We start from the raw sequence: 26062 nt of genomic DNA, 5'->3' as shown, positions 1-26062 counted from the left end.
GCATTCGGCGCATATTGATAGTGTGCTTGCAGGTGATCTGACTTGAAAACCGTTCTTGATTTCACCGCTCCCTGGCAGAAGGGGGTTGCCCGTTTGCAGCATGGCTTTGGCGAGCCCGAGAAGGTCTTGCAAGCGTATCGGCCCGAGGACGTGCCTGCCGTGCTGGAAGCCGTGCAGCAGGCTGCCGAGCAAGGCCTGTGGTGCGTGGGCTGGCTGGCCTATGAGGCGGCCAGCGGGTTTGATCGCGCCTATGCCGAGGCCGTGCATAGGAATTCCACTGGCCAGCCGCTGGTCTGGTTCGGCGTGCATCGTGGGCCGCTGGCTGCCTGCGGGCAGAACCCGCCCGTGCCTTCTGCGGCAATACATTGGCAGACGGCTCTGAGCCGCGAACAGTTCGATGCCCATGTGGCGCGCATTCATGCGGCCATCGCGGCGGGCGACTGCTATCAGATCAATTACACGGCCCCCTTGACTGCAGAGCTTTCGGGGGAGAAAGAGTCCGATACTTCCGCCCTGGCCCAAGAGCTGTTTGCAAGGCTGCAGCAGGCCCAGCCCGGAGGCTATGCGGCGCTGGTCGACAGCGGCGACATGCAGGTGCTGTCGCTGTCCCCGGAGTTGTTTTTCGACTGGGACGGCGAGCGGATTCTGACCCGCCCCATGAAGGGCACGGCGGCGCGCGGCAGGACCCCCGAAGCCGATGCGAAGGCCGCGCAAACCATGCGCGAGTCGGCCAAGGAGCGGGCCGAGAACGTGATGATCGTGGACTTGCTGCGCAACGATCTGTCACGCATAGCCGTGCCGTACAGCGTGAAAGTGCCGCAGCTGTTTCAGGTCCAGGCACTGCCGGCCGTCTGGCAGATGACCTCGGATGTGGTGGCACGCACGCGCCCGGATGTGCGGCTGGTGGATGTATTCGGGGCGCTGTTCCCTTGCGGCTCGATCACCGGGGCGCCCAAGCGCCAGGCCATGCGCCTGATTCGCGAGCTGGAGCCCGAGCCTCGTGGTGTCTACTGCGGTGCGCTGGGCGTGGTGCGACCCGGGGCCAAGCCGGGGAGTATTCATGCAACTTTCAATGTTCCCATTCGCACAGTGGTGCTCAGGAATGGGCGCCTGAGCTGCGGCATAGGCAGCGGCATCACGGCCAGCGCCAATGCGGCCGATGAATGGATGGAATGGCAGCACAAGCAGGCTTTTCTAAAGGTGCTTGAGCAAGGTGTTGGAGCATGAACACGAATCTTGAAATTCTCGAAACCCTGGCGCTCAAGGATGGCCGCTGGCAGAACTGGGCCTTGCACTGGGCCCGCTTGCAGATTACTGCACAGCATTTTCGCTATCCCTTGATGCAGATGCAGCTGGAGTCCGATATGGAGCGCATGGCCAGTCAGACGCATTCCATGGGCGACTGGCGCGTGCGGCTGGCGCTTTCGATCACCGGTGAAGTGCAGATCACGGCCGAGCCATTGCCGCCCTCGGTCCAGCCGGTGGCGCTGCAGCTGGCGCATCAACCCATTGCAAACGCGGTGGCGCATAGTGATGTGGTGCGTTTCAAAACCTCGGTACGTCAGCATTACGACGCTTTCAAGCCCCAGAGCGCCGGCATTTTCGATATCGTGCTTTTCAACGAGGACGGTCAGATCACCGAAGGCACGCGCGGCAATATTGCCGTGCAGCTGGATGGGCGCTGGGTCACCCCGCCGCTGCAATGCGGGCTGCTGCCGGGCGTGGGGCGGGCACTGGCCCTGTCCCAGGGCCGGCTGACGGAGCAGGTGGTGACGCTGGAGCAGGCGCGTCATGCCAGCGGCTGGGCCTTTATCAATAGCCTGCGTGGCTGGCTGGATGCTCGTTTGATCGCCTAGGCCTGGTTTGTTATCGTGCGGATGTAAGCAACCTGGAGGAGTCTCAGCCATGGATGACGACGACTTTGATGCCCTGTATCTGGACCTGATGAAGGAATTCCTGGCCACTGCCACGCCCCTTCAGTGGCTGGCCGTGGTCACCACCATGAACTACGACAACGGCAGCGCGCTGCCCGACTGGATCAGCAAGTATCCCAAGCTGGAGCCGGCCGTTGCCAAGGCCTTGTACTGGTATCAGCAGCCGGGCTACTTCCAGCACTATGCTTCGCAGGACAAGGTCCCCAGCATCAACCGCTCAGGCTGGGCCCGTGTGCAGGCACTGAGCCAGCGCTTTGAACAGGGCAATCTTGCTCCGGCCACCATTGGCTGGGATCCGGCCAACGATCTGGCCTCGCCCACGGGCAATGAAAAGCATCCTGGCTATGACTGGACCAGCGAAGCCGTCAAGGGCGATGAAGCCAAATGGCAGATTCCGGCCATCATGCTGCAGGCCGTGCCCGGCGAGCAACCCGATATCTATGCCTATGTCGACGAGCATGGCTGGGAAGACGGCATGCCGCCTCATGTCCAGGAGGAGCTCAATGCCGCCATGGATGGGGACGAAGTCGAGGATGAGGACTGAGGCCCAGAGCCTGCGCGCGATGGCCTGGCAATGGTTGTAGCTCAGGGCATATGTAAGCATGCTTGCAACCCAAGCCCAGCGCCTGGTGAGTAAAAATAGCTCTTTGGGTATCTTCTGGCGATACCTTGTGAAGAAACTCTTGGCTTGAGAGAATGGATTTTCTACTATCCGTTCACCACAACTTTCGAGACAAGCTCATGAACTCTCAAGCCGTCACCAGCCACAAGCCTTCAACCGCCTTTGTCGGCGCATCCTGGGCCGCCTTGCTGCTGGGTGTCGTAGCCTTCATGGCCGGGCTGTGGAATGCAGCCATGCAGCTCAACGAAAAAGGCTTTTACTTTGCCGTGCTGGTGCTGGGCCTGTACTCGGCCATCTCGCTGCAGAAAACCGTGCGCGACAAGCTCGAAGGCGTTGCCGTGACCGGCATTTACTACGGCATCAGCTGGGTGGCGCTGATCATCGCGGTGCTGCTTCTGGGCACAGGTCTCTTCAACGCCACGTTGCAGCTCAGCGAAAAAGGTTTCTATGCCATGGCTTTTGCGCTGGCCCTGTTCGGTGCGATTGCCGTGCAGAAAAACACCCGCGACAGCCTGAGCGCCGACGATGGAGCAGCAGAGCGCAAGCGCGGCAAGAGCGAGCGCAGCGGCCCCGCTCTGGTGGTGACCGATCCCGCCAAGCCTGCCGATGTGCCCGAGCAGGTGGTCAATAACCGCTGAGTCGAAAAGCCGTTTGACGGCTGAACATCAGGCGCTCCTTTGGGGCGCCTGATTGTGTTGGCGCAGCTGCATTTGCTGCGCCACAAACTGCTTGAAGACTTCATGCAGTGTTGCATTGGCTGACCCATCTGCGGTCCAGTTGTGCAGCTGTGCCAGGGCCTGGGCCGCTGCCTCGAAGCTGGAGAGCTGCCCTGGCAGATGGGCCTTGCGGATGGCGTAGCCGGAGTCCTCCACATTTTGGAGGGGCAGGCGGGGCAGGGCTTGCAGTGCAGGATTGAGATAGAGCATCTTGCGGCTTTTGCGCCAGGTGCCGTCGATGACCACCAGCCGAAGGCGCTCTGGCGGCTGCGGCCAGGGCAAGGGTAGGGGGCTGGCCGCAGCCAGCCCCAGGGCGGCATCCTGCTCTGCGGTATCGGGGTAGAGCAGCAGGCTGTGGCGTGGCGCACCATCGGTATCGGTCCAGCTGGCCCAGCTTCCATGGAGAGCCGCTTCCAGCTCGTCGGCATCGAATTCCTCGCCCACCATGACCCGGCTATGCGGCAGACACAGATGCAGCAAATGCCCCGTGCCCTTGGCTTCATGCACTTCCATGGGATGCATGAGGATCAGCACCTCCACCTGATGCGCGACCGCCTGGGCCAGCGAGCAGATGCAGGTGCGCAGTGCTCGGTGACAGTGGGGGCAGCGAGGGCGAGGGTCAGGTCTGCTCATGGTTCAAGAGCTGTTTGTGTCTTTGGAGAAGGCAAGGCGATTTTTATTCAGGCCGATGTCCCTGAAACAGCAACGCCCGCAAGCATGGGCTGCGGGCGCTGTTGCGGGAGTCGTGAAGGACTTAGAGGCGACCCTTGAAGTAGGTGGCCTTGTCCATATCGGATACGTCCACGCTCAGCTGCACCATCACATCGGCAGGCTGGGGCACGAGGCGGCTCAGGACTTCGGCAATGCCGTCCGACATCTGCTTCTTGGCTTCGGTGCTGCGGCCTGCCATCAGCTGCAGGTGTACATGGACAAAGCCGCGCTTTTCGGGCTGGGTGCCGATATAGACATGGTCCATGTTCAGGCGGGCAATACGGGCCTTCACATCGGCTTCATCGAGAACGGTGGGATGGGAGCAGACCACTGCGTTGATGTCGCGCATCAGTTCGCGCTCGTTCAGGCCGGTCAGGTTGTCGGTGTATTCAATATGCAGATGAGGCATGGAGTTCTCTCGCTCGGTGTTGGAGGCAAAAGCCGTTTTTACAGCATCTGGGTGGGCACTTTGTGGCGCAGCTCGACCTGTTTGTTGCTGTCGTCCACAAAGACCAGCTGCGGCTGGTGCTCGGCCACATCGCTTTCATGAACCTGGGCGAAGGCGGCAATGATGAGCAGATCGCCCACGCTGGCGCGGCGAGCGGCCGAACCGTTGACGGAAATCATGCCCGAGCCGCGCTCGCCCTTGATGGCGTAGGTCACGAAGCGCTCTCCGTTGTCGATATTCCAGATATGGACCTGTTCGTTTTCAGCAATGTTGGCGGCATCCAGCAGATCCTCGTCGATGGCGCAGGAGCCTTCGTAGTGCAGCTCGCATTGCGTGGTCTTGACGCGGTGGATCTTGGATTTGAGCAGGGTGCGGAACATGGTTGTCTCTCTGGGGCGCTTTGCGCGTTGCTGGAATGGGGCAGGCCTGTGCTTGCGAAAAATCACGCAAGTCTAAATGCGATCGGTAAAACCCATGTAGTTCATTGAGGGCATTGACAGGGAAATGCGGCGCCTGCGCATTCTCGATGTCGATAGTTCTGCCAACCGCTGATGTAGGACGATGTGACGATTGTGGTTGAGATTGTTGTTTTGTTGAGAATTTAAGGGTTGTAATTAATGTTTCATTTTCACTTTGTTTAATGACTTCAGTCCCAGACGGGGCCCGTCCAAGGCAGGCCATTTCCGTACTGCATGGGCTTTCTCATTTCTACAAACAAGTGAACAGCATGAAACGAACTCTTCTCGCCCTTGCCGCCCTGACCGTTTCCGCCGGTGCCCTGGCTCAATCCAGCGTGACCGTCTTTGGCGTGGCCGACGTGTCGGTGGCCCACATCTCCACGACCGGCAAAAGCGTTTCCGGCCTGGCCAACGGCGGCAACTCCAGCAGCCGTCTGGGCTTTCGCGGCGTGGAAGATCTGGGCGGCGGCCTGAAGGCCGATTTCTGGCTGGAGGGCAGCCTGAGCGTGGACGACGGCACGGCTTCCGGTTTCAAGTTCGATCGCCGCTCCACCGTCAGCCTGCTGGGCAACTTCGGTGAAGTCCGCCTGGGTCGCGACAAGACCCCCGCCTACCAGAACCTGGAAACCTTCCATGCCTTTGGCGACTACGGCATGGGCGCCATCAACGGCCATAACCTGATCAGCGGCTCGGCTGCAGGCACCTCCGAAGGCTCCAACCCCAAGCGCAACTCCAATGCCATCAGCTATCTGCTGCCCAAGCTGGGTGGCGTCTACGGTCAGCTGACCCACAGCTTCGGCGAGCAGGCCGACGACCACAGCCTGGCCAGCTCCACCGGCCTGCGTCTGGGCTATGCCAACGGTCCCCTGAACGTTGCCGCAGCCTACGGCATCGCCCGCGGCGGCACGGCTGCCGCTGGCGTGGACTACAAGACCATGAATCTGGGCGCTTCCTACAACTTCGGCGTTGTCACTCCCATGCTGCTGATCGCGTCCGACCGCGGCAACGGCAAGCGTGTCGATCTGTACAGCCTGGGCGTGAAAATGCCTCTGGGCGCCGGCGAACTGCGTGCTGCCTACACCTGGTACAAGGACAAGAAGCAAAACGATGCGGACTCCCAGCGTCTTGCCCTGGGCTATGGCTACAAGCTGTCCAAGCGCACCGAAATCTATGCAGCCGTGGCGCGCATGAGCAATGACGACAAGGCTTCCCGCAAGCTGGGTTCGTCGCTGAGCCCTACACCCGCTGTGGGCAAGAGCCTGACGGGCTACGAAATCGGCCTGCGCCACAATTTCTAAGAGCATGGGCAGCAAAGAGCTGCGGCGGCTGCCGCACTCTGCTGCCTGATGATCTTGCCGAGTTAGGCCTCCTGGTGGGGAAGCCGTCTGACTCTCAGCAAGCTGGCCCCGCAATAGCGGGGCCTTTTTTTGGGGTTTGTTTCGGGGCTTATGCGGCGGCTGTCTTCAGGACAGATCGAGCACGCAACCGTCGCCGATGCTGTCGCGCCAGACGCGGATGCGGCTGGGCGCAGGCTCAAGGTCGGCCAGGGCATTGGCGATGAAGAGACAGAGGTTTTCCAGCGTGGGCTTGCCCAGGCCCGGCACTTCATCGAGAAAGTGATGGTCTAGCTGATCGCGCAGCAACTCCAGGCGCGCGCGCAGGTGGCCGAGGTCGATGACCATGCCGTTGTCCGGATTGCGCGGGCCTCTCACGCTGACTTCCGCCCAATAAGTGTGGCCGTGAATACGGCGGCTGCCCTCGGTCTCGATAGCCCGCTCCAGGGTATGGGCGGCATCGAAGAAAAAACGCTGGTGAACGGTGAACTGCATAAACGTTATTTCTGGCTTTGCGCATGCAACCGGCGCGCACCAACGCCAGTGACAGCAAGCAAGGGCCTGGGCCGGCCGCGCCGCCCCGCAGCGAGGCTGTCGTCTCCCTCCCGCGTAGAGAGAGAGGGGGAAGGCGCGAAGCGACTCAGGGGGTGTTTCATCGAATGCCCGTCAGCTTGTGGGTTTGCAGGCTCAGGCGCCAGCCGGGGCGCTGCATGCATTGCGCGATACAGGCGGCAATATTGCTGCCCTGCTGGGCATTGTCCATGGGCTGCAGAAAATAGTGCTGGAACTCGGTGCTGGCTTCAATGGCCGCCAGGTCGAACGTGGGCTGAGGCCAGACCAGCTTGAGCTCCTGCCCGCTGCGCTGAATCCAGTCCGCACCGGCCTTGGGGCTGATGCACAGCCAGTCTATGCCCTCGGGTGCGGCCACCGTGCCGTTGCTTTCCACCGAAATACGAAAACCGCGCGCATGCAGGGCGGCGATCAGGGCTGGGTCGACCTGCAGCAAAGGCTCGCCGCCAGTCAGCACCACCATGCGGTGCCGGCTGTCGTCGGCAGGCCACTGGCTCAGGATGCGCTCGGCCAGTTCATCGGCCGTGGCGAACTTGCCGCCCAGCGTGCCGTCGGTGCCGACAAAATCGGTGTCGCAGAACTGGCAGATGGCATTGGGCCTGTCCTGCTCGCGGCCGGTCCACAGATTGCAGCCCGCAAAGCGGCAGAACACGGCCGGCGTGCCGGCCTGGCCGCCTTCGCCCTGCAAGGTGTAGAAAATTTCTTTGACGCTGTATGTCATGTCGTAGGTGTCGCGTCAAGGCGCGGTGGAACAGGAGGCTGACATGCTGCAGCCCAGGATGCGAATGTAAGCCCTTGCTGAACTTCTGGTGGGCCATAGGGTTACAAGGCGCTTGCCTTGCCGGCGGCCCCAGGCCTCACACCGGGGTATAGGCCAGGCGCACGTAAATCGGCGCGTAGGCTTCGGCCTGGGTGATTTCGATCAGCGTTTCCTTGGCCAGCTCCAGCATGGCGATAAAGGTCACGACCAGCACGGTCGAGCCTTTTTCCGGATTGAAGATGCGCTCGAACTCCACGAAACGCTGGCCCTGCAACTGTTTGAGGATCTGGCTCATGTATTCGCGCACCGAGAGCTCTTCGCGTGTGATCTTGTGGCTTTGCACCAGCTTGGCGCGCTTGAGGATGTCGCGCCAGGCGGCTTGCAGCTCGCCGATTTCCACATCCGGAAAGCGCGGTTGCAGGCTTTGCTCGATATAGACCGTGGCCTTGAGAAAGTCGCGCCCGTAGGTGGGCAGCTGTCCCAGTTGCTGGGCGGCCAGCTTCATCTGCTCGTATTCGAGCAGGCGGCGCACCAGCTCGGCGCGCGGATCCTCGGCTTCCTCGCCGTCCTCCTGCTTCTTGGGCGGCAGCAGCATGCGCGACTTGATCTCGATGAGCATGGCCGCCATCAGCAGATATTCGGCTGCCAGCTCCAGATTGCGGCTGCGCACCTCGTCCACATAGGTCATGTACTGGCGCGTCACGTCCAGCATGGGGATGTCGAGGATGTTGAAGTTCTGCTTGCGGATCAGGTAGAGCAGCAAGTCCAGCGGGCCTTCAAAGGCTTCGAGAAAGACTTCCAGCGCATCGGGCGGGATATAGAGATCCTGCGGTAGCGCAAACAGCGGCTCGCCGTACAGGCGTGCCAGGGCCACCTGATCGACGACCGAAGGCGACGGATCAGAAGCGTCCGGGTTCTGGCCCGGCAACAGGGTCTGTTCTTCAGCCTCGCTCATGGTCTGCTATGGATTGCAGAGCTGAGCGCGCTTGATGAGTAAGCGCTTGAGGCTGATTTCATCGAAAAGATCAGGAGTGGTTGGTCTGGTACACGTAGGGCTGTTGTTCCACGCGACCGGCGCGCAGATCTTCCCAGACTTCATAGTTCACGTCCTTGTCCCACAGCAGGGCGCGACCGGCTTGCTGTTGCTTGTCCAGCTCAGGCTTTTGCTGCTTCAGGTCGTTGATGAAGTTGGTGGTGTCGGAACGGTAGTCGGGGCGGCGGAAGAAAGACATATGTGTAAAACCTCTCAGAACAGCGGATTTTAGCCCGTCGCGGACGCCAGGCCCGCTCCGGGCCTTTAGAACGTGCTTGCGATCTCCTCGCGCCGCGACAGAGGCTTTGCGGGATGGGATGCCAGGGGGCGGCCCCCCGCGCGCGATACCGCAGCAATAGCTCTGCTGTTGCGAGGATTTGCGCGGACGGCGAGGCAACGCCGCAGACCGCCCCTGACCGGGCATCCGCAAAGACACTGTCCCGAAGGGTTGGAGCGAAATCGGGCGATTTCTTCGCGCTGACTCTTGCTTGCACCCCGGTGCAAGCGGCGAGCCACCGCTTCGAACTCATCCCGATTGCGCTCCAACGCGGCTGCGTAGAGATCGCAAGCTCGTTCTTATAGATCCTTGAGACAGATCTGCGCGAACTCCTTGCAGTCGTCCGAGGCCAATGGCGAATCGACGATCTTGCGCAGCACAGCGGCAAATTCGGCGGATCCGACCGGGTTCGGGTCGCCGCGCTGAAAGTCCTCGTCCACGCGCATGGTGCGGTCCAGCCAGCCTATCACCTGCACACTGGGTTGGCGCTCCAGCGACGCCAGCAAGGCCGGGGTGTAGGCGGCCATGGGGTGCTCCTCGATCAGGCCACCGAACGGACCGGGGCCGCCATAGTCCAGTTCGGGATAGGTTTCGATCAGCGTCAGGATATGCGGCAGAACCTGCTCCAGTGCGGCGTCCTGCAGTGTCTCCAGATGTTCGTAGACGGGATCGATGATCAGCCATTTGTCCTGCTGATCCTGGGCCGCCTGTGCGGCGCTGGTGAATTGGGAAAACAGCTGCTCTATGGTTGTGCTCACTGGGGATAGCTCCGTTTTGACAAGCGTTTGCAAAAGTGGCGCGCGTGCGCGGGTGGCTTGATGTCAGAATTCGCATTCTGTCTGGCAAGCATTGTGATCCAAGCCCATGAATATTTTTTCCCGTGTGACAGCGGCCCTGGCGGCGGCTGCTATCAGCACCCTGGCGCTGCTGGGCTGCGACGAGCAGAAGATCAAGGAGCTGGAGGAAGGCCTGTCCACCGAGGCCGATGTGCGCGCCCGGTTCGGCGAGCCCGAGCGCATCTGGAACGAGGAAGACGGCTCGCGAACCTTCGAGTACAACCGTCAGCCGGCCGGTGCCAGGAACTACATGATCACCATAGACACTGACGGCAAGATGAGCGCGCTGCGTCAGGTGCTGGCTCCGCATGTGTTTGCCAAGGTCGTGCCCGGCATGGAGGAAAACGAGGTGCGCCGCATGCTGGGCAAGCCCGCCAAGATGATGACTTACAAGCTCAAGCAGGAAACCGACTGGGACTGGAACTACATCGATCCGCCCACTCGCGAGATGCAGTTTACGGTCACCTTTGGCTCCGATGGCCGGGTGCTGCGCACGCTCAACCGCGAGCGCCTGCCCGACGAGTCGCGCGGCTGATCGCCTGCAAAGCCACCGGATCTGTTCAAAGCCCTGTTTACGATGGCGCAGACAGGGCTTTTTTGCCTCTGGTCTGAAGAGGGCCTGAATGCTGTGGTGGCGGGGGAGTCGAGATGCTTCTGAATTGATAGCTTTTGACGCTTTCCCTGTAAGCGATGGATGCCGAAAAGCTTGAAATATACGACGGAGTTGCGCCTGAAATTCCCCTTCGAGATTTGTTGCGTTGCAGCAAATCATGTGCATACAGCATGAGTCCATCCGTAAAATTAAGGGGTTTCCCGGTGTTATCCGCACCGGCTCGCCCCAGTCTTTATCGAGATCATGGGCATCAATCTTGCTGTCTTACCCGACATGTCGACACCGCTATCTTCTTCGGCCAGCTCTGCTCTGGCCGGCCGCATGGATGCCCCCGCTGCTGCTGCGCCGGCCACTTCGGGCCTGCGCCATGGCCGCTTCGAGGACGCGCAGGCCCTGTTCACGGGCTCGCTGTTTGTCTCCATCACCATGATGCTGTTTGCGCAGGCGGGACTGCTCACGGGCAGCACGGCGGGCGTGGCTTTTTTGCTGCACTATGTGACGGGACTGCCTTTCGGCGCCATTTTCTTCGTCATCAATCTGCCGTTCTACTGGTTTGCCTGGAAGCGCATGGGCGCGGAGTTCACGATCAAGACCTTTGTCTCGGTTGCCATGCTGGCGCTGATGGCCGATGTGGGCCCGCGCTTCATCCATATCGACTATCTGAATCCGCTCTATGCGGCCGTGGCTGGAGGCTTGCTCATGGGGTCGGGTTGCCTGTTCCTCGCACGGCATCATTCCAGCCTGGGCGGAGCCACCATCGTCTCTCTCTATCTGCAGGACCGCTACGGCATTCGCGCCGGCAAGGTGCAGATGATGATCGACTGCACTGTTGTGCTGCTGGCGCTGGCTATCGTGCCGCTGGAGCGTGTGGCGTATTCGGTGCTCGCTGCGGTCATCATGAGCATGTTCCTGTGGATCAGCCATCGCCCCGGCCGCTATCAGGGCAACTGAGGTCTGTCATCCATGAAAAAGCCCCGCTCCGGTGCAAACCGGACGGGGCTTTTTCATCGTCGTGCCGCCTAGGCCCTCTCGGAGGGGCCGCGGCCACACGTAGTGGGCAAGCGTGGGGAGCCATTTCTCATGGCTCTCGCGATCAGGTGACGCTGATTGTCTTCTGGGCGCTCAGTGTCTGGCCTTGCTCGTCCTTCCACTGCATATTCAGCTCGCCGCTTTCGCGCGCCACAAAGGGGAACTCGATATAAGGGTTCTGGGCAATCGAAATACCTGGCTCCCAGGCAAACAGCAAGGTATTGCCCAGCTTGGCTTCAAAGCGGCTGACGATATTGCGCGGGCGCACCTTGCCCGTGGCCGGGTCGGTGCGCAGACCGCTTTCCATGACATGTTCCATCTGCGCGCGCACGCGCAGCACTTCGCCCTTCTTGGGGCTGGCATTGCTGACCCAGACGCGGGGTGGCTTATTCATCTAAATTCCTTTCAGTTCAGGCATCCATCGTGAATGTGGATGCAACTACGCCCCGAACCAGAAGTGGGCCTGGGCCAGCAACCGCCGCGCAAAGACCGACCTGCCGCGCGGGCGGTGTCCCCCTCGGCCACGCAAAGCGTGGCACAACAGAGGGGGAGGGAGCGCAGCGACTCAGGGGGTGTTTCCAGATTCACATGCCGCAGCCGCTGGCGGCCACGGTCGTCGCCTGTTTGGCGACCAGTACCTTGCCGCTCTTCATGCGCGCCAGCGCGTGAACAGTCTGCGATTGGGACAGGCGTATGCGCACCGCCGCCTCGGCCGTTCCGGCTGCTGCAGTGAACTGCATGCGGCAGGTCAGCGGCGAGGGGTTGAGCTCGGCCAGCACGATGATCTCCTCGCACCAGTCCTGCTCGGTGATGGGCAGCGTCACTTTGACCTTGACGGGCACGGCGCTGGGGTTGTCGGCCAGCACGGGCACATCGAGCTGCAGGCCTTCGGCCAGGCCGGGCTTGCCGCTCGTGAACTGCTCCATGGCTTTTCTGAACTCGGCCGGGTTGGGGGCCAGCGGTCCGACCAACGGAGCCTTGGCCTGGGCGAGAGCAGGGGCGGGCAGAGCCAGACTGGCCCCGGCTGCCGCCGCGCTCAGCACCATGCTTCTACGGGTGGTGTTCTTGAACATTGCTTCTCTTCAATCCAATCAACAAAACTTCAAAACTCGCACCGGCTCCAAGCGAGAGACGCCAAGCAAGAGCCGCCTCGCGGCGGGGGCGCCTAGCAGAGGGCGTCGTCCCCCTCCCGAAGAGAGAGGGGGAAGCGGCAAGGCCGCTCAGGGGGAGATTTAAGTGCCCAAGAAATCACCGAACTTGCCGTTGATCCAGGCAAAGTCTTCCTTGACGAGATCGGAGGTGCGCACGTCCATGTCGATCTGGGTCTGGTTGACCTGGCCGCTGGCGTCCACCTCGTATTCGAACTTCACCGAAATTTCTTCCTGAGGGTCGCCGTTGACCATCATGTAGCAGAGGTTGTCGGGCAGCCGGGCCACGACCTCCTTGCCGGCCACGCGCTCGGCAATGTTCCGGGCGACGATCTTGCCGATGTAGTTGGCCACATGGCCGCTCTTGGGATAGTGGCCGAACTGGGGCGAGATCGCGCCCATCAGATCGCCCACAAAGTAGACGCGGTCGTCGCTCCTGGCATGGAACAGACGGTTATGCATATCGGCCCAGCCCGTGGGCTTGCCGGTGGCGGCATCCTTGCCTATCAGGTCCGCCTTCCAGACCATGTCGGCGGCCTGGTGGGGCGGCATGAGGATGGCGTCGTCGAACTTGAAGTCGCCCGCAGCGGTCTTGATCTGCTTGTTGAAGGGGTCCACTTCCTTGATGCCGGCATTGGGCACATGAGTGATGATGTCTGCGTACAGCTCTTCGAAAGCCTGCTTGTAGCCCACGCCGATGGGGGCGATCTTGGGCTTGGGGTCGAGGATCAGGATCTTGCCGGGAATCTTGTTCTTCTTGATATGCCAGGCGATCAGGCAGGCGCGCTCATAGGGCGAGGGCGGGCAGCGATGCGGTGGAGGCGGCAGCGTCATCACCAGCGTGCCTCCCTTGAAGTTCTTGACCTTGCTCTTGAGCGAGAGCATTTCCTGATTGGGGATGTAGGCGTTGGGAAAGTGGGTGCGCGTGTACTCGATGGCGCGCTGGTCGTTGCCGAACCAGGCCTCGTAATCGTTGCGAATGCCGCCCGAGAGAATCAGGAAGTCATACTCGATCAGGCCATGGGCCGTGCGCACCAGCTTCTTGTCGCGCTCGAAGCCCTTGACTTCGGTCTGCAGCAGCGTGTAGCCATATTTGTTGGCCGGGTGCAGCATGTCGCGGTTCACGAAGTCCGTGCCAACTATGTCCACCAGCCACTTGTTGCTCATGGGGCCGGACCAGAAGGTCGGATTGCGCTCCAGCAGCACGACGTCGGAAGCGGGAATCAGCTCGCGCAGATAGCGTGCCGCCGTCATGCCGCCCCAGCCGCCGCCGCAGATCACGATGCGCGGCCCCTTGCCCTTGCGCGGCAGGATGGGGGACTGGCTGCTGATGATGGCGGGTGCAGCCATTGCCGGGCCGGCAGCGGCGCCCAGGGCGAGTGCGGGCGGAGTCCAGAGGAAATGGCGACGTTGCATGAGCATTGCTCCTGTAATGGGAATGAAGGTCTGATCAAGGCCTCGGATTCGGGGGAGGGAAGCAAGCTTGGGCGCAGCGCGATGGGATTGCCTCTCAGCCGACACGCGGCACAAGCAGAGCTGGTGGCTGCAGATTCTAGGAGCAGGCCCTGATCCGGAGGTGAATACCCAAGCGAAGCCAGCGCTATTGCTGGCGTAGCAGGCGCAGGCTGAGAAGCGCTCCGAGCAGGATGCCGGCGACGGCCGCAAAGCTGGCCAGCGACAGCGTGGACAGCCCGCTCAGTCCCTGGCCTATGGAGCAGCCTGCGGCCAGCACGCCGCCAATGCCCATCAGCAGGCCGCCACCGGCGCTGGCAGCCAGCCGGCTGGTGGAGTCAAAGCCTTCCCAGCGTGCCGTGCGACTGCCAAAGGCTGCGAGAAATGCGCCGGCGAGCACGCCTGCCGTCAGCGCCAGGCCTATGCCGGGCTCGCGGCCCACGGACAGTTGCAGATAGAGCAGGGTCTCGGCGATCGGGCCGATGAAGCTCAGCGAGGTGAGGCGGGCCGGCTCGAACTCATCGACCCCGATATGCGCAGTCAGCCACCAGCCGGCAGCCACCAGCAGGCCTATGAGCAACGCACTGCCCCACTGCAAGCGGCTTTGACGCAGGCCGGGACGCAGCAGGGCGTAGGCCAGCAGCGGCAAGGCCAGCGCAAGCGTCAGCAGCCATGTATTCAGGGAAGACAGATAGGCGGGCAAGGTGGCCTGGGCCAGAGTGAGGGGGGCGAGGGCCTGCAGCCACAGGCGCAGAGGCGTCAGCACACCCGTCATGGCCAGTTGTGCGCCCAGCGCCAGAAACACCAGGGTGACCAGAGAGCGCAGATTGCCTCCCGCCAGCAGCACCAGAGAGCGTGCTCCGCAGGCGCGTGCCAGCACCATGCCGATGCCAAACAGCAAACCACCAATCAGCACGCCAGCCATGGAAAAGCTGGGCCGCGCAATGGCGGCCTGGCTCAGATCGAGCATTCCCAGAGCCTGCAGCCCCTGCGAGGCCAGCAAGGCTACGGCCAATGCCAGGGCAAAGGCCTGCAGTGCAGGTGCCTGGCCCGCAGCGACTTCGGTATCTCGCCCCATCTGCTGGCGCAGGCCGCGCAGCAGACAGAAACGCCCCAGACGCGCGGCGACGCCGAAGGCCATGCCCAGCAAAAAAACAGACCACAACAACATATCAGTCGTTCAATAAAGCAGAGGAGGGCGGGCGGCAGAGATTCACACCAGGCGCATGAAGCGTGAACTTTCGCTCGGGCTGGCGAGCAAGGGCCGCCCCGCAGCAAAGCCAGCGTCCCCCTTCCCGCAAGCGAAGCGTCGCGAGAGAAGGGGGAAGGCGCGTCAGCGCCTCAGGGGGATGCCTCTATTCAAGCACCCCAGATATCCGCGCTGATCGCCTTGTACCAGGCTGCGCCGTAGTCGGCCTCGGCCTTTCGGAAGGCGGCATCGCCGTTCAAGGGGCTCACGCCGCCGGAGTCTGGCACCTCGATCAGCTTGCCCGCCGCCGTGCGGTAGACGCCGGCCACGGAGATGCCGTAGTCGGTGCCGATCAAGCTGTAGCAGGTGTTGGCAAAGGCCGCCGCAGGCAGGGGCTGGCCGCTCAGCTCGGCGGCAATCGCGGCAGCGGCCACCTTGCCTTGCGTATTGGCGGCAAAGCCGGACTTGGGCATGGGCGTAGCAATCGTGGCGTCGCCCAGCACATAGACATGCTGGACCTGAGTGGACTCAAAGGACTCGGGCTTGACGGGCACCCAGCCGCTGGCATTGGTCACGCCGGCACGGTCGGCAATAAAGCCGGCCTTCTGGGGCGGGATGACGTTGAGCACATCGGCCTTGTGCCTGGTGCCGAACGCGGTTTCCACTTCCAGGTTCCTGGCATCCACGCGCGTGACCTTGCCGTCATCGGCCTGCTTGACCCATTCGATCATGTCGCCATAAAGCGCTTTCCAGCCCTGAATGAACAGGCCTTGCTTGGAGAAGGCATCCTTGTCGTCCAGCAGCAAAATCTTGGACCGGGGTTTGTGCTTCTTGAGGTAGTGCGCCACCATGGCCGCGCGCTCGTAGGGACCGGGCGGGCAGCGGAAAGGGTTGGCAGGGATGACCATCACGAACTTGCCGCCGTCGGGCATGGCTTCGAGCTGCTTCTTGAGCAACTGGGTCTGTGCTCCGGCCTTCCAGGCATGGGGAGCGAGCTGGGCGGCCGCCTCGTCATAGCCTTCCAGTGCATTCCAGCGCATGTCGATGCCGGGCGAGAGTACCAGCTTGTCATAGCTCAGCGCCTGACCGTTGGACAGCAGCACGCGCCTGGAGTCGGTCAGGACCTGGTCGGCACGTGCATGGACCACGTTCACGCCGGCCTTGCGCAGACCGCCGTAGCCGTGGCCTATGCTGTCCCAGCTGCGCAGGCCGGCCAGGTACAGATTGGAGAAGGGGCAGGTATAGAAGCGCTCGGCCGGCTCCACCAGTGTGACCTGGATATGCGGTGCGAACTGGCGCAGATAGCGCGCGGCCGTGGCTCCGCCAAAGCCGCCTCCGATCACGACCACATGGGCCGAAGCTGCCTTGGCCTGCACGATGGCGGGCACGGCGAAACTGGCTGCGCCGGCGGCGGCACCGCCGAGAATTTGACGACGATTGATCTGCATTACTGGCCCTTCTTGCTGAACCACTGGGCCAGCGCTTTGAGTTGCTCATCGTCGTAGCCCTTGGCCAGACGGGTCATGACGGTGGCGTCCTTGGCGGTGCCGGCCTTGAAGGCCTGCAGGCGCTGCAGCAGATGGGCCTCGGGCAGGCCGCGCAGCTGGGGAATGACGCCCGTGGAGCGGCCGTCCGGGCCGTGGCAGTTGGCGCAGCTGGCAGCCAGCACGGCCACATCCTGCACACGCAAGGAGGTGGCAGCAGAGCTGGCCAGGCTGGGCAGCGGCGCTGCCAGGGCAAGAGCCAGCCATAGCGCAGAGCGCGCTGAAGTGAGCAAGGGTTTCGATCGCATGGGGCCTCCCGTTGTCCCCACGCAAGGCCGCGTGGGGGATTTATGACCTCGATGCCTGAATGTGCGCGGCCTTTGTTATGTGTGGTGAATGTCGAGCATTCTTCTGGGCAGGGGCGGAGCAGGCAGAGCTGATGGAGTCGGATTCTAGGAAGCGGACCGGCTCTGACAAGCTCAATATCCCGGTGGTGTAACAGGAAGTTATTGGTTATTTAGTTATGCTCTGCGCTTGTGCTTGTGGGTGCGCGCCAGGGCATGAAAAAACCGCATTGCGCTATCTGATGTGTAGCGCGATGCGGTTTCCTGTGAACGGATACGGGTGATTCGTCAGTTTTGCGGCGGCAGTCCGTCAGAGGGCGCGGCAGGTATGGTGTTGGCGGTCGCTGCCGGCATTTCTGCCGCTGCGGGAGCGCTTGCCGACGGATCGCGGTAGCGAATATTCACGCCGCTGGCATCGGGCTGATCCTCATCCATCAAGGCATCGGCGGCCTTGCCAACCCCCTTGCCCACGATCTTGGCCGTGCCGATGGCGGCATCGGCGGCCAGGCCCACGGCCCCGGCCGTCACGCTGATGGCAGTGCCGGTGACGGCGATCACGGTGCAGCCCGAAAGCGCCAGGCATAAAAAAGCTCCAGCCAGCCAGAAGCCGCAGGAGCCTGATGAGGCACGCCCCCGGGAGGAGACACCGGGCAAGCGCCTAAGGCGGCCCTGCCGCCTCGCGGCGAAGGTGTCGTCCCCTCGGGGGGAAGGCGCCGAAGGCGACTCAGGGGGGATCATGAGATCAATGAATCCGCATGCCGGGCATGGCGCCGGGGAAGGGCTCCAGCACATAGATGCCGGGATGGGCCTTCTCGTCAGCGTGGCTGGCGGCCAGCACCATGCCTTCGGACAGTCCGAACTTCATCTTGCGCGGTGCCAGATTGGCCACCATCACCGTCAGCTTGCCCTGCAGCTGCTCAGGCTGGTACATGCTGCTGATGCCGCTGAACACGTTGCGGGTCCTGGGCTGGCCGTTTTCGTCCTTCTCGCCCACGTCCAGCGTCAGCTGCAGCAGCTTGGTCGAGCCTTCGACCGTCTTGCATTCCAGAATCCTGGCGATGCGCAGATCGACCTTGGCAAAGTCGTCGATGCTGATGGTCTCGGCCAGCGGCTCGCCGCCGGGGGCACTGGGGTCGATCACGGGCTCGGCCTTCTTGGCAGCCTTCTTCTCGGCCTTGGCGGGTTCGGCGGCGGGGGCGGCCTGGCCGGCGGGCGCTTCGAACAGGGCTTCGAGCTGCTTGGGATCGACGCGCTGCATCAGATGCTGGTAGATGCCGATCTGGTGGCCTGCGCCCAGGGGCTTGACCACGTCGGCAAAGCTCTCGGGCGGCACGATGAGGAATCGGGCCACTTCGGCGGCCACGCCGGGCAGGATGGGGCTCAGGTAGATGGTCAGGATGCGGAAGGCTTCGATGCAGGTCGTGCACACATCGTGCAGGCGCGCATCCATGCCTTCCTTCTTGGCCAGTTCCCAGGGCTTGTTGGCGTCCACATAGCTGTTGACCTTGTCGCACAGCAGCATGATCTCGCGCGCGGCGCGGGCGCTGTCGCGGGCCTCGTAGGCGGCGACGATGGCGGTTTGCTGCTCGCGAAGCGCGGCCAGCAGGGCCTGGCCGTCTTCGCTTACCTGACCCAGCCTGCCGTCAAAGCGCTTGCTGATGAAGCCTGCGGCGCGCGAAGCGATGTTCACGTACTTGCCGATCAGGTCGGAGTTGACGCGCAGCATGAAGTCTTCGGGATTGAAGTCGATGTCTTCGTTCTTGCCGTTGAGCTTGGCGCCCAGGTAGTAGCGCAGCCACTCGGGGTTCATCTTGAGCGACAGGTACTTGAGCGGGTCGAGGCCAGTGCCGCGGCTCTTGCTCATCTTCTCGCCGTTGTTCACGGTCATGAAGCCATGCACGCAGATCCTGGTCGGCGTCTTGCGGCCGCTGAACTTGAGCATCGCAGGCCAGAACAGGGTGTGGAAGGTGATGATGTCCTTGCCGATGAAGTGGTACTGCTCCAGGTCGGGGTCGGCCATATAGGCGTCGTAGTCTTCGCCGCGTCGGTTGAGCAGTTCCTTGAGCGATGCCAGATAGCCCACGGGCGCATCGAGCCAGACATAGAAGTACTTACCCGGAGCGTCGGGGATCTCGATGCCGAAATAGGGCGCGTCGCGGCTGATGTCCCAGTCGTCCAGGCCTTCGCTGGTCGAGCCGTCGGGGTTGGTGCGAACGCCGAACCATTCCTTGATCTTGGCCGCCACTTCGGGCTGCACATGCTTGCCGTTCTGCGTCCATTCGGTCAGGAAATCCACGGCGCGCGGGTCGGAGAGCTTGAAGAAGAAATGCTCGGACGACTTCATCACCGGCGTGGCACCCGACAGGGCCGAGAACGGGTTGATGAGATCGGTGGGCGCGTAGACCGAGCTGCAGACTTCGCAGTTGTCACCGTACTGGTCCTTGGCGTGGCAGCGCGGGCATTCGCCCTTGATGAAGCGGTCGGGCAGGAACATGTTCTTCTCGGGATCGAAGAACTGCTCGATGGTGCGGGTTTCGATGAAGCCGGCCTTCTTCAGGTCCAGATAGATCTGCTTGGACAGCTCGTGGTTTTCGGCGCTGTCGGTGTTGCTCCAGTTGTCGAAGGCAATGTGGAAGCCGTCGAGATACTGCTTGCGGCCGGCGGCGATGTCGGCCACGAACTGCTGGGGCGTCTTGCCGGCCTTTTCGGCGGCAATCATGATGGGCGCGCCGTGGGCGTCGTCGGCACCCACGAAGTTGACCGCATTGCCCTGCATTCGCTGTGCACGCACCCAGGTGTCGGCCTGGATGTATTCCATGATGTGGCCGATGTGGAAGTTGCCGTTGGCGTACGGCAGGGCGGTGGTGACGAATAGTTTGCGTGCGGTCATGAGGAAACAGCTTTCACAGAGAACCTGTCATTCTAGAAGGGCTTGGCGCCAGGCTGCGGGCGCGGGTTTTGCGGCGGCGCCCGCCGAGTTCGTTCGGGAACGGCAGTTGCTTTGTTTTTTATAGCTAATTACGTAGTTCAAATATTGTTTTCAATGCAAAAATAATATTAATTCTATGAATATAAAGCGTAGGCAGCTTCAAAATTTGAAGCGATAGCCGAAGCTGCGCTCAGCCCACAGAAGGCTTTTTGTTGCGATACATGTCCTGGTCGGCTACCTTGAGCAGGCTTTGCGCATCCTGGGCATCCCTGGGATACAGGGCCTGTCCCACGGATGCGCCCACGGTCACGGCTTCGCCCTCGGGAATGCCTTGCAGCGTGCCCAGCGGCTGCTGCAGCGCATGCTCTATCTTCAGGCGCACGGCCTGTACCTGCTCCTCGTCGCTGACGCCGCGCAGGATGAGGATGAACTCGTCACCGCCCAGACGCGCCACGACGTCATCGGGGCGCAGCAGATTGCGCAGGCGCAGGCTGATCTCGGCCAGTGCCAGATCTCCGTTGTCATGGCCCCAGCGGTCATTGAGCGGCTTGAAGCGATCCAGGTCCACAAACAGCAGGGCAAACGGGGTGGCCATGCTCTGGCCGGGCAGGGGGCGGGTGAGCGTGGTCAGAATATGCTGCAGTGCACTGCGGTTGCTGGCCCCGGTCAGTGGATCGGTAAACAGGCTGTGGCGCATGCGGTGGAAATTGTGGGCCAGCTCGCCAATTTCATCGCGGCGCTGCACTTCGATCGGCGTGTCGATTTCGCCCAGGCCCACGCGGCGCACGGCGCGGGTCAGCGAGCGCATATCGTTGGCCACGGCGCCGAAGATGCGGGTGCCGATGACGACGGCCACGACCAGGGCCAGCAGGCCCAGGCTGCCCACCAGGGCCATATGGCGGTAGACGCCGGCCAGCATGTCCTTGTGCGGCACGGCCACCACGGCCATCCAGTCCTGACCGGCTCCATTGCTCAGGCGCCGGTAGGCAATGCGAATATGGTTGTGCCTGTCATCTTCGAGCAGGGCCGTGCCGGGGCCGTCGCTGGACAGCGAGGACTGGAAGGCGCCCTGGATTTTGTCGTACACCGCCTGAATCAGCGGGTCCTGGCTGTTGGCGGCGCTCATGCGCTCCAGCTTGCCGTCTTCACGCCGGTGGATGTTGGGCATGCCGGTGGCTGCGATCAGGGAGCCGTTGGCCTCGATGATGAAGGCGCGGCCATGTTCGCTCAGATGCAGCTGGTTGACGAATTCGTTGAGCGCGCGCAGAGAAATATCAGTGGCAATCACACCCTCGAGACTGCCCTTGCTGGAGAGAATGCGGCGTGCGCGCGTGAGCACCAGGTCCTTGGCGCTGAAGTCGATATAGGCAGGAGTCCAGATCACATCGGTCGACTCCGCGGCAAGCTTGAACCAGGGGCGCTGGCGCGGCTCGAACAGATTGGTTTCGGTGGATTCGTAGATCGGCTCGGCATGCATGCCGGCGACCTTGAAGTAGCTGCGGTGCTCGCCGGGCTGAATCTTGAGGCGCAACTGGCCCAGTTCTGGCGCCACTCGCTTGAGAGCAATGCCCTGGCCCGCGATATTGGCGTAATACACATAGTCATTGGGCCGGGTATGCAGCGAGGTCGCTACCCACAGCCGGGAGATCAGGTCGGGAATATGTTCGCGGATGTCGGTAGCTACGGGCTGGCCGCTGGGAAACGCAGCCTCCAGCACGGCGCTGGACGGGTGCAGGTGACGATCCACGATCAGCGCGATACGCTCGGCTTTCTCTTCCATCACCTGTTCGGACAAGGCGGACACCGTGTTGCTGCCCGTCCAGTACCAGAGCATGCCCAGGGCCGATGTCAGCAGCGCAATCAGTGCAACAAAAGGCAGGATCAGCGAGAGCTTGAGCGATTTGGAAGCGCGGATGGGCTGTGGGGATGGAGTCACTAGGCGATTGCCGGAAAGATGATGAAGGTCATGCAAAGTGTCTCACGCATCATTTGCCTGGCTCCTTTCGCATCATTAACATTTGTTACATTCTTGAGGCCAACCCAGGAAGGCGCACAGCTCCTCACTTCGGGCCAGTGCGTCTTTGCGGCCCAGTGCTATCAGTTCACGGGTATAGCCTTGCTCAAACAGCAGGTAGCTGGCCAGCGCACCGTCACGCATGGGGTTGCCCGTGCCTGAGCGCACGCCCAGCGTGGCCAGCAGGGTGCGCACCGGCAGCGGCAGCTTGTCGATGTGGCGCGTGGCAATATCGTCGATGCGCTCGCTGGGGGTGATGGCCAGTACCTCGATAGGGCGCAGCCGGCTGTGAATGCGCTCGGCCGGAGAAATCAGGCTCAGCGTGTGATTGATGCGTTCGGCACGCTCTATGTCCACAGCCAGCGTGTCCAGAAAAATGCTGGACAGCGCGTGCCCGGCCACCTGGGCCAGTGTGGGATAGCTGGCATCGACCTGCGGCTGGCTGCTCACGGGCTCGTGGCGTCTGCCCGCGCCGACGACCAGCAGTTTGCAGGCACCCAGATGAATCGCTGGTGCCAGGGGCGCAGTCTGGCGCATGGAGCCGTCGCCGAAATGCTCGAGATGTCCGTCCATGGGCAGCGGCATGGCTGGAAATATGAAGGGCAGGGCCGACGAGGCCAGCAGGTGATCGGCGGTCAGCAGGGTCTGCACGGCCTTGCGCTGGTCGCGCACCCAGGGGCTCAAGGCCTCGCGAGTCTGAAAGAAAGTGATGTGCTGACCGCTGCTGTAGCTGGATGCGGTAATGGCCAGGGCGTGCAGATGACCGCTGTCGATGAGTTGTGGGATGCGCTCGAAAGGCATGAGGCCGCTGTTCATCAGGGTTTTGAGCGGAGCATTGTCCAGCAGCGAGCGCGGGCGCATGCGGCTCCAGCGGGCCAGCGCCCAGCCCAGCGACAACAGCGTCAGCCAGCGTGCGCCGCTGCGCAGCACGCTGAGAGAGTCGGCCTTGTAGATTTGCTCGGTATGCATATGGCCCCAGACATGCAACATGCGCCGCACTGCGCTGTCAAAGGCATCGGCATGGCAAGCCAGGGCTGCGACATTGATGGCGCCTGCCGATGTACCTGCAAGCACTGGAAAGGGATTGGGGCCATGCTGCAGACCGCGAGCGCGGCGCAGCTCGGCGATGGCGGCCAGCACGCCGACCTGGTAGGCAGCCCGGGCGCCGCCGCCGCTGAGCAACAGGCCGGTCTGCCCGATGCTGGAGCTAGGGCCTATGGAGCTCTGCCGCTCTGCTTCGGCAAGACTGGGTGGGAGGGTGGGAGAGAACTGCACTGCCGCCATGGCTGCAGTGTGCCCGGATTGGGCCGCGGGCGGTAGGTGGGCCGGGCCATCGAACGGGCCGGCGGCGGCCCAGGTGACAGTCTGCGGCGGCCGTCAGCTCTTTTTCTGGTTCTTGGCAATCAGCGTGGCGATGGACTTGGCATCCAGCACGACCAATTGATTTTGCGCGGCCCAGCTGGCGGCATTTTCGCCCAGAGGCTGCAGAGCCACGTAAACGCAGAGATCGGCTTTCAGCTTGTGTTGTGCGGCCTGCAGCTCGCGCAGCGGCTCCACGCCATGGGCGGCGGCTTTCCAGCGGCGCGCGCCGACCACGCTGGTCTGGCCGTTGCGCGTCAGCAGCAGATCGGCACCGGCCTGGTTCAGGCGCTGAACCTCATAGCCTTCGGCTTGCCAGGCTGTCTGCAACTGTGCACTGAAGTCGGCCCAGGACTGCTCGGCGATCACCTGCTGAATCTGCTCCAGCCTGGCCGGGCTGGGGGCCCGCAGCTGCTTGTAGCAGGCAATGCAGCCGACGACGAAGAACGGGAAGGCTCCCAGAGCGGCAAAAGGCGAAATGTCCTTGGGGAACACCGCTAGCGACACCAGCACCACCGCAGCGCAGATCGCAAAGCTGATCCACCAGCGTGAGCGCATCAGGACTGCAAACAGGGAATTTTCGGCCATCTTCAATTTCACGGGCTGTCTCTCAAATCTTAGGCAAAGGGCTGCATTGTCTCCTGTGCACAGGGGTTGGACAGCTTCGCTAGACTATCCCTCATTGAAGAAACCTCTGGAAAACTAAATCCAATGGCTGTTACAGAACAAGCGCTTCTGAGCGCGCTGGCCACCGTGCTTGATCCGCACACTGGCAAGGACTTTGTGAGCACGCGCGCCCTGCGCAATCTGCAGATTGCCGGTGACGACGTCTCGTTCGATGTGGAGATTGGCTATCCGGCCCAGAGCCTGCAGCCTGCCCTGCGCAGCCAGTTCATCGCTGCGGCCAGGACTGTGGCTGGCGTGGGCAATGTCTCGGTCAACATCACCACCAAGGTGGCCTCGCATGCCGTGCAGCGTGGCGTGCAGTTGCTGCCCGGCGTGAAGAACATCATCGCCATCTCGTCCGGAAAGGGCGGCGTGGGCAAGAGCACGACCACGGCCAATCTGGCGCTGGCGCTGGCCGCCGAAGGTGCCCGCGTGGGCATTCTGGATGCCGATATCTACGGCCCCAGCCAGCCCATGATGATGGGTGTTTCGGGCAAGCCCGAAAGCCATGACGGCAAGACCATGGAGCCGCTGGAGAACCATGGCGTGCAGGTCATGTCCATCGGTCTGCTGGTCAACAACGACCAGGCCATGATCTGGCGCGGTCCCATGGCCACCCAGGCGCTGGAGCAGATGCTGCGCCAGACCAACTGGAAGGATCTGGACTATCTGCTGGTCGACATGCCGCCCGGAACCGGCGACATCCAGCTGACGCTGTCCCAGCGCGTGCCCATGACGGGTGCCGTGGTGGTGACCACGCCCCAGGACATCGCCCTGATCGATGCCAAGAAGGGCATTCAGATGTTCGAGAAGGTCGGCGTGCCGATTCTCGGCCTGGTCGAAAACATGGCTGCCCATGTCTGCACCAACTGCGGCCATGTCGAACATATCTTTGGCGCAGACGGCGGCAAGAAGATGGCAGGCGAGCAGAACATCGACTATCTGGGGGCGCTTCCCCTGTCGCTGCAGATCCGTCTGCAGGCCGACAGCGGCAAGCCCACGGTGGTGGCCGAGCCCGAGAGCGAAGCCGCACAGGTCTACAAAAAGGTGGCACGCGATCTGGCCGTGAAGGTGGCTCTCAAGGCCAAGGACTTCTCCAGCAAGTTCCCCACGATCACGGTTAGCAGCAATACCTGATGAACCTTCTGACCTCCATGCGTTATCTGGTGGCGCTCAACGAGCACCGCCATTTCGCAAGGGCGGCGCAGGCCTGCCATATCACGCAGCCTGCACTGTCCAATGCGCTCAAGGCGCTGGAGGACGAGTTCGGTGCCGTCATCGTCAGGCGCGGCCGCGTGTTTGGCGGGCTGACTCCCGAGGGCGAGCAGGTGCTGGCCACGGCACTGTCCATGCTCAGGGCCGAGGAGGCGCTGAGACAGGATCTGAGCGCCGCAGCCGGCCAGCTCAAGGGTCTGCTGCGCATGGCTGCCGTGCCTACGGCCATCCCCATGCTGACGCGCTTTGCCGCGCTGCTGCGGGTCCAGCACCCGGGCATCACGCCCATGGTGCTCTCCATGAGCTCGCTTGAGATAGAAACCGGACTCGAAGATCTCTCGCTAGATCTGGCCCTGGGCTACAGCGAAAGGCTGGAGTCGGGCCGCCGCACGGCACGCAGCGCCCGCATCACCATGTGGCCGCAGTATCAGGAGCATTATTTCCTGCTCAGTCCTGCGGCTGAGGAGCAGAGCCAGAAACCTGTGAAATGGGCTCAGGCGGCCAGGCTGCCGCTATGTCTTTTGACGCCGGACATGCATAACCGGCTGATTGTGGACCAGAGCTTTGTGGCAGCCGGCTGCGAGGTCAGTGCGGCCATGGAGACCAATTCCGTGCTGAGCCTGATGCTGGCCGTGACCGAAGGCGGTCTGCACAGCGTGCTGCCCGGTGCGCTGGTGGCGACGCTGCCCGAGTCGGCCCGGATCTCGGTGCGTCCTCTGATTGCGCCCAAGGTGCAGACGGCCATTGCTTTCCTGACCCCTTCGCAGGAGCAGGCGACCCGCGCGCAGCAGGCCGCGTTGGCGCTCATGCAGTCCCAGGCCTGGCGCCAGCAATGTGCGAGCTTTGCCGGGGCCGTGCGCTGATTTGCAATTTGAATCGCGTCATCAATTCAAAGAATTTGACCTGAGATACGGCCGGGGC

At 62.4% G+C, this 26062-nt stretch carries 28 protein-coding genes; 9 read left to right on the top strand and 19 right to left on the bottom strand.

Annotated features, from left to right (window positions below; all coding sequences use genetic code 11):
• Positions 1 to 42 precede the first annotated feature (42 nt).
• The 4 genes from pabB (at position 43) to yiaA (ending at position 3194) form a co-directional block, all read left to right on the top strand.
• The gene (gene pabB / locus CSE6_RS12785; protein WP_034391686.1) at positions 43 to 1227 is read left to right on the top strand and encodes an aminodeoxychorismate synthase component I; all 1185 of its coding nucleotides are present in this window, start codon (positions 43 to 45) and stop codon (positions 1225 to 1227) included.
• On the top strand, positions 1224 to 1856 hold the full coding sequence (locus CSE6_RS12780; protein ID WP_034355724.1) for an aminotransferase class IV: 633 nt from the start codon (positions 1224 to 1226) through the stop codon (positions 1854 to 1856). Before pabB ends, CSE6_RS12780 begins: the two co-directional genes overlap by 4 nt.
• Positions 1857 to 1905: 49 nt before the next feature.
• Positions 1906 to 2478 carry a DUF4274 domain-containing protein gene (locus CSE6_RS12775; RefSeq protein WP_034355721.1) on the top strand — a complete coding sequence of 191 codons (573 nt, stop codon included), beginning with the start codon at positions 1906 to 1908 and terminating at the stop codon, positions 2476 to 2478.
• 197 nt (positions 2479 to 2675) lie between these two features.
• A complete protein-coding gene (gene yiaA, locus CSE6_RS12770; protein WP_003065781.1) occupies positions 2676 to 3194 on the top strand; it encodes an inner membrane protein YiaA in 519 nt (172 codons plus the stop codon).
• A 27-nt stretch (positions 3195 to 3221) separates the two neighbouring features.
• Here the strand turns inward: yiaA and CSE6_RS12765 are convergent, their stop codons facing one another.
• The 3 genes from CSE6_RS12765 to panD all read right to left on the bottom strand — a co-directional run bounded on the left by CSE6_RS12765 (position 3222) and on the right by panD (position 4811).
• Positions 3222 to 3905 (bottom strand): tRNA-uridine aminocarboxypropyltransferase, encoded by a 684-nt coding sequence (locus CSE6_RS12765; RefSeq protein ID WP_034391683.1) that lies wholly within the window; start codon positions 3903 to 3905, stop codon positions 3222 to 3224.
• Positions 3906 to 4026: 121 nt separating this feature from the next.
• The gene (locus CSE6_RS12760; RefSeq protein WP_034355716.1) at positions 4027 to 4392 is read right to left on the bottom strand and encodes a 5-carboxymethyl-2-hydroxymuconate Delta-isomerase; all 366 of its coding nucleotides are present in this window, start codon (positions 4390 to 4392) and stop codon (positions 4027 to 4029) included.
• 38 nt (positions 4393 to 4430) lie between these two features.
• On the bottom strand, positions 4431 to 4811 hold the full coding sequence (gene panD, locus CSE6_RS12755) for an aspartate 1-decarboxylase (protein ID WP_003065787.1): 381 nt from the start codon (positions 4809 to 4811) through the stop codon (positions 4431 to 4433).
• 347 nt (positions 4812 to 5158) lie between these two features.
• Here panD and CSE6_RS12750 point away from each other — a divergent pair, with 347 nt between their 5' ends.
• The gene (locus CSE6_RS12750; RefSeq protein WP_059440704.1) at positions 5159 to 6187 is read left to right on the top strand and encodes a porin; all 1029 of its coding nucleotides are present in this window, start codon (positions 5159 to 5161) and stop codon (positions 6185 to 6187) included.
• Between the two features lie 165 nt (positions 6188 to 6352).
• Here CSE6_RS12750 and CSE6_RS12745 read toward each other — a convergent pair whose 3' ends face one another.
• The 5 genes from CSE6_RS12745 to CSE6_RS12720 all read right to left on the bottom strand — a co-directional run bounded on the left by CSE6_RS12745 (position 6353) and on the right by CSE6_RS12720 (position 9621).
• On the bottom strand, positions 6353 to 6718 hold the full coding sequence (locus CSE6_RS12745; RefSeq protein WP_034391679.1) for a 6-carboxytetrahydropterin synthase: 366 nt from the start codon (positions 6716 to 6718) through the stop codon (positions 6353 to 6355).
• A 157-nt stretch (positions 6719 to 6875) separates the two neighbouring features.
• Positions 6876 to 7514: a 7-carboxy-7-deazaguanine synthase gene (gene queE, locus CSE6_RS12735; protein ID WP_034355711.1), complete on the bottom strand. Its 639-nt coding sequence runs from the start codon at positions 7512 to 7514 to the stop codon at positions 6876 to 6878.
• Between the two features lie 136 nt (positions 7515 to 7650).
• Entirely contained in the window at positions 7651 to 8508 is an 858-nt protein-coding gene (locus CSE6_RS12730; protein ID WP_003065796.1) for a ScpA family protein, read from the bottom strand.
• Positions 8509 to 8578: 70 nt separating this feature from the next.
• On the bottom strand, positions 8579 to 8785 hold the full coding sequence (locus CSE6_RS12725; RefSeq protein ID WP_003051953.1) for a DUF3460 family protein: 207 nt from the start codon (positions 8783 to 8785) through the stop codon (positions 8579 to 8581).
• 377 nt (positions 8786 to 9162) lie between these two features.
• The gene (locus CSE6_RS12720; RefSeq protein ID WP_034391678.1) at positions 9163 to 9621 is read right to left on the bottom strand and encodes a hypothetical protein; all 459 of its coding nucleotides are present in this window, start codon (positions 9619 to 9621) and stop codon (positions 9163 to 9165) included.
• Between the two features lie 106 nt (positions 9622 to 9727).
• Between CSE6_RS12720 and CSE6_RS12715 the strand changes: the two genes are divergently transcribed.
• Both CSE6_RS12715 and CSE6_RS12710 read left to right on the top strand, forming a co-directional pair.
• On the top strand, positions 9728 to 10234 hold the full coding sequence (locus tag CSE6_RS12715; protein WP_034391675.1) for a hypothetical protein: 507 nt from the start codon (positions 9728 to 9730) through the stop codon (positions 10232 to 10234).
• A gap of 321 nt (positions 10235 to 10555) precedes the next feature.
• A complete protein-coding gene (locus CSE6_RS12710) occupies positions 10556 to 11263 on the top strand; it encodes a YitT family protein (RefSeq protein ID WP_003065804.1) in 708 nt (235 codons plus the stop codon).
• A gap of 142 nt (positions 11264 to 11405) precedes the next feature.
• On the opposite strand, the gene soxZ is transcribed toward CSE6_RS12710, so the two are convergent.
• From soxZ to CSE6_RS12655, 11 genes are all read right to left on the bottom strand, one after another.
• A complete protein-coding gene (soxZ, locus tag CSE6_RS12705) occupies positions 11406 to 11735 on the bottom strand; it encodes a thiosulfate oxidation carrier complex protein SoxZ (RefSeq protein ID WP_059440703.1) in 330 nt (109 codons plus the stop codon).
• Positions 11736 to 11925: 190 nt separating this feature from the next.
• The gene (locus CSE6_RS12700) at positions 11926 to 12414 is read right to left on the bottom strand and encodes a thiosulfate oxidation carrier protein SoxY (RefSeq protein ID WP_034391670.1); all 489 of its coding nucleotides are present in this window, start codon (positions 12412 to 12414) and stop codon (positions 11926 to 11928) included.
• A gap of 159 nt (positions 12415 to 12573) precedes the next feature.
• A complete protein-coding gene (locus tag CSE6_RS12695) occupies positions 12574 to 13905 on the bottom strand; it encodes an FAD/NAD(P)-binding oxidoreductase (protein WP_034391727.1) in 1332 nt (443 codons plus the stop codon).
• 184 nt (positions 13906 to 14089) lie between these two features.
• Positions 14090 to 15112 carry a YeeE/YedE family protein gene (locus tag CSE6_RS12690; RefSeq protein ID WP_034391667.1) on the bottom strand — a complete coding sequence of 341 codons (1023 nt, stop codon included), beginning with the start codon at positions 15110 to 15112 and terminating at the stop codon, positions 14090 to 14092.
• Positions 15113 to 15300: 188 nt separating this feature from the next.
• On the bottom strand, positions 15301 to 16578 hold the full coding sequence (locus tag CSE6_RS12685; protein ID WP_034391665.1) for an NAD(P)/FAD-dependent oxidoreductase: 1278 nt from the start codon (positions 16576 to 16578) through the stop codon (positions 15301 to 15303).
• The gene (locus CSE6_RS12680; protein WP_034391663.1) at positions 16578 to 16907 is read right to left on the bottom strand and encodes a c-type cytochrome; all 330 of its coding nucleotides are present in this window, start codon (positions 16905 to 16907) and stop codon (positions 16578 to 16580) included. The genes CSE6_RS12685 and CSE6_RS12680 overlap by 1 nt, the downstream gene beginning before the upstream one ends.
• 339 nt (positions 16908 to 17246) lie before the next feature.
• A complete protein-coding gene (locus tag CSE6_RS12675; protein WP_238585691.1) occupies positions 17247 to 17516 on the bottom strand; it encodes a hypothetical protein in 270 nt (89 codons plus the stop codon).
• Positions 17517 to 17700: 184 nt separating this feature from the next.
• Entirely contained in the window at positions 17701 to 19848 is a 2148-nt protein-coding gene (gene metG, locus CSE6_RS12670) for a methionine--tRNA ligase (RefSeq protein WP_034391661.1), read from the bottom strand.
• Positions 19849 to 20077: 229 nt separating this feature from the next.
• Entirely contained in the window at positions 20078 to 21823 is a 1746-nt protein-coding gene (locus CSE6_RS12665; protein ID WP_034391659.1) for a sensor domain-containing diguanylate cyclase, read from the bottom strand.
• Positions 21824 to 21898: 75 nt separating this feature from the next.
• Positions 21899 to 23185: a patatin-like phospholipase family protein gene (locus CSE6_RS12660; RefSeq protein ID WP_045838585.1), complete on the bottom strand. Its 1287-nt coding sequence runs from the start codon at positions 23183 to 23185 to the stop codon at positions 21899 to 21901.
• 93 nt (positions 23186 to 23278) lie between these two features.
• Positions 23279 to 23848 (bottom strand): restriction endonuclease, encoded by a 570-nt coding sequence (locus CSE6_RS12655; RefSeq protein WP_003065830.1) that lies wholly within the window; start codon positions 23846 to 23848, stop codon positions 23279 to 23281.
• Positions 23849 to 23971: 123 nt separating this feature from the next.
• Between CSE6_RS12655 and apbC the strand changes: the two genes are divergently transcribed.
• A complete protein-coding gene (gene apbC / locus CSE6_RS12650; RefSeq protein WP_034391657.1) occupies positions 23972 to 25063 on the top strand; it encodes an iron-sulfur cluster carrier protein ApbC in 1092 nt (363 codons plus the stop codon).
• Complete coding sequence (locus tag CSE6_RS12645; protein WP_034391654.1) at positions 25063 to 26004, top strand: LysR family transcriptional regulator; 942 nt, start codon at positions 25063 to 25065, stop codon at positions 26002 to 26004. Before apbC ends, CSE6_RS12645 begins: the two co-directional genes overlap by 1 nt.
• The last annotated feature ends 58 nt before the right edge of the window (positions 26005 to 26062 follow it).

Origin of the sequence: Comamonas sp. E6, assembly GCF_001010305.1 — a bacterium.
GTDB lineage: Bacteria > Pseudomonadota > Gammaproteobacteria > Burkholderiales > Burkholderiaceae_C > Comamonas > Comamonas thiooxydans.
This window is presented reverse-complemented; position numbering and strand designations above follow the sequence as displayed.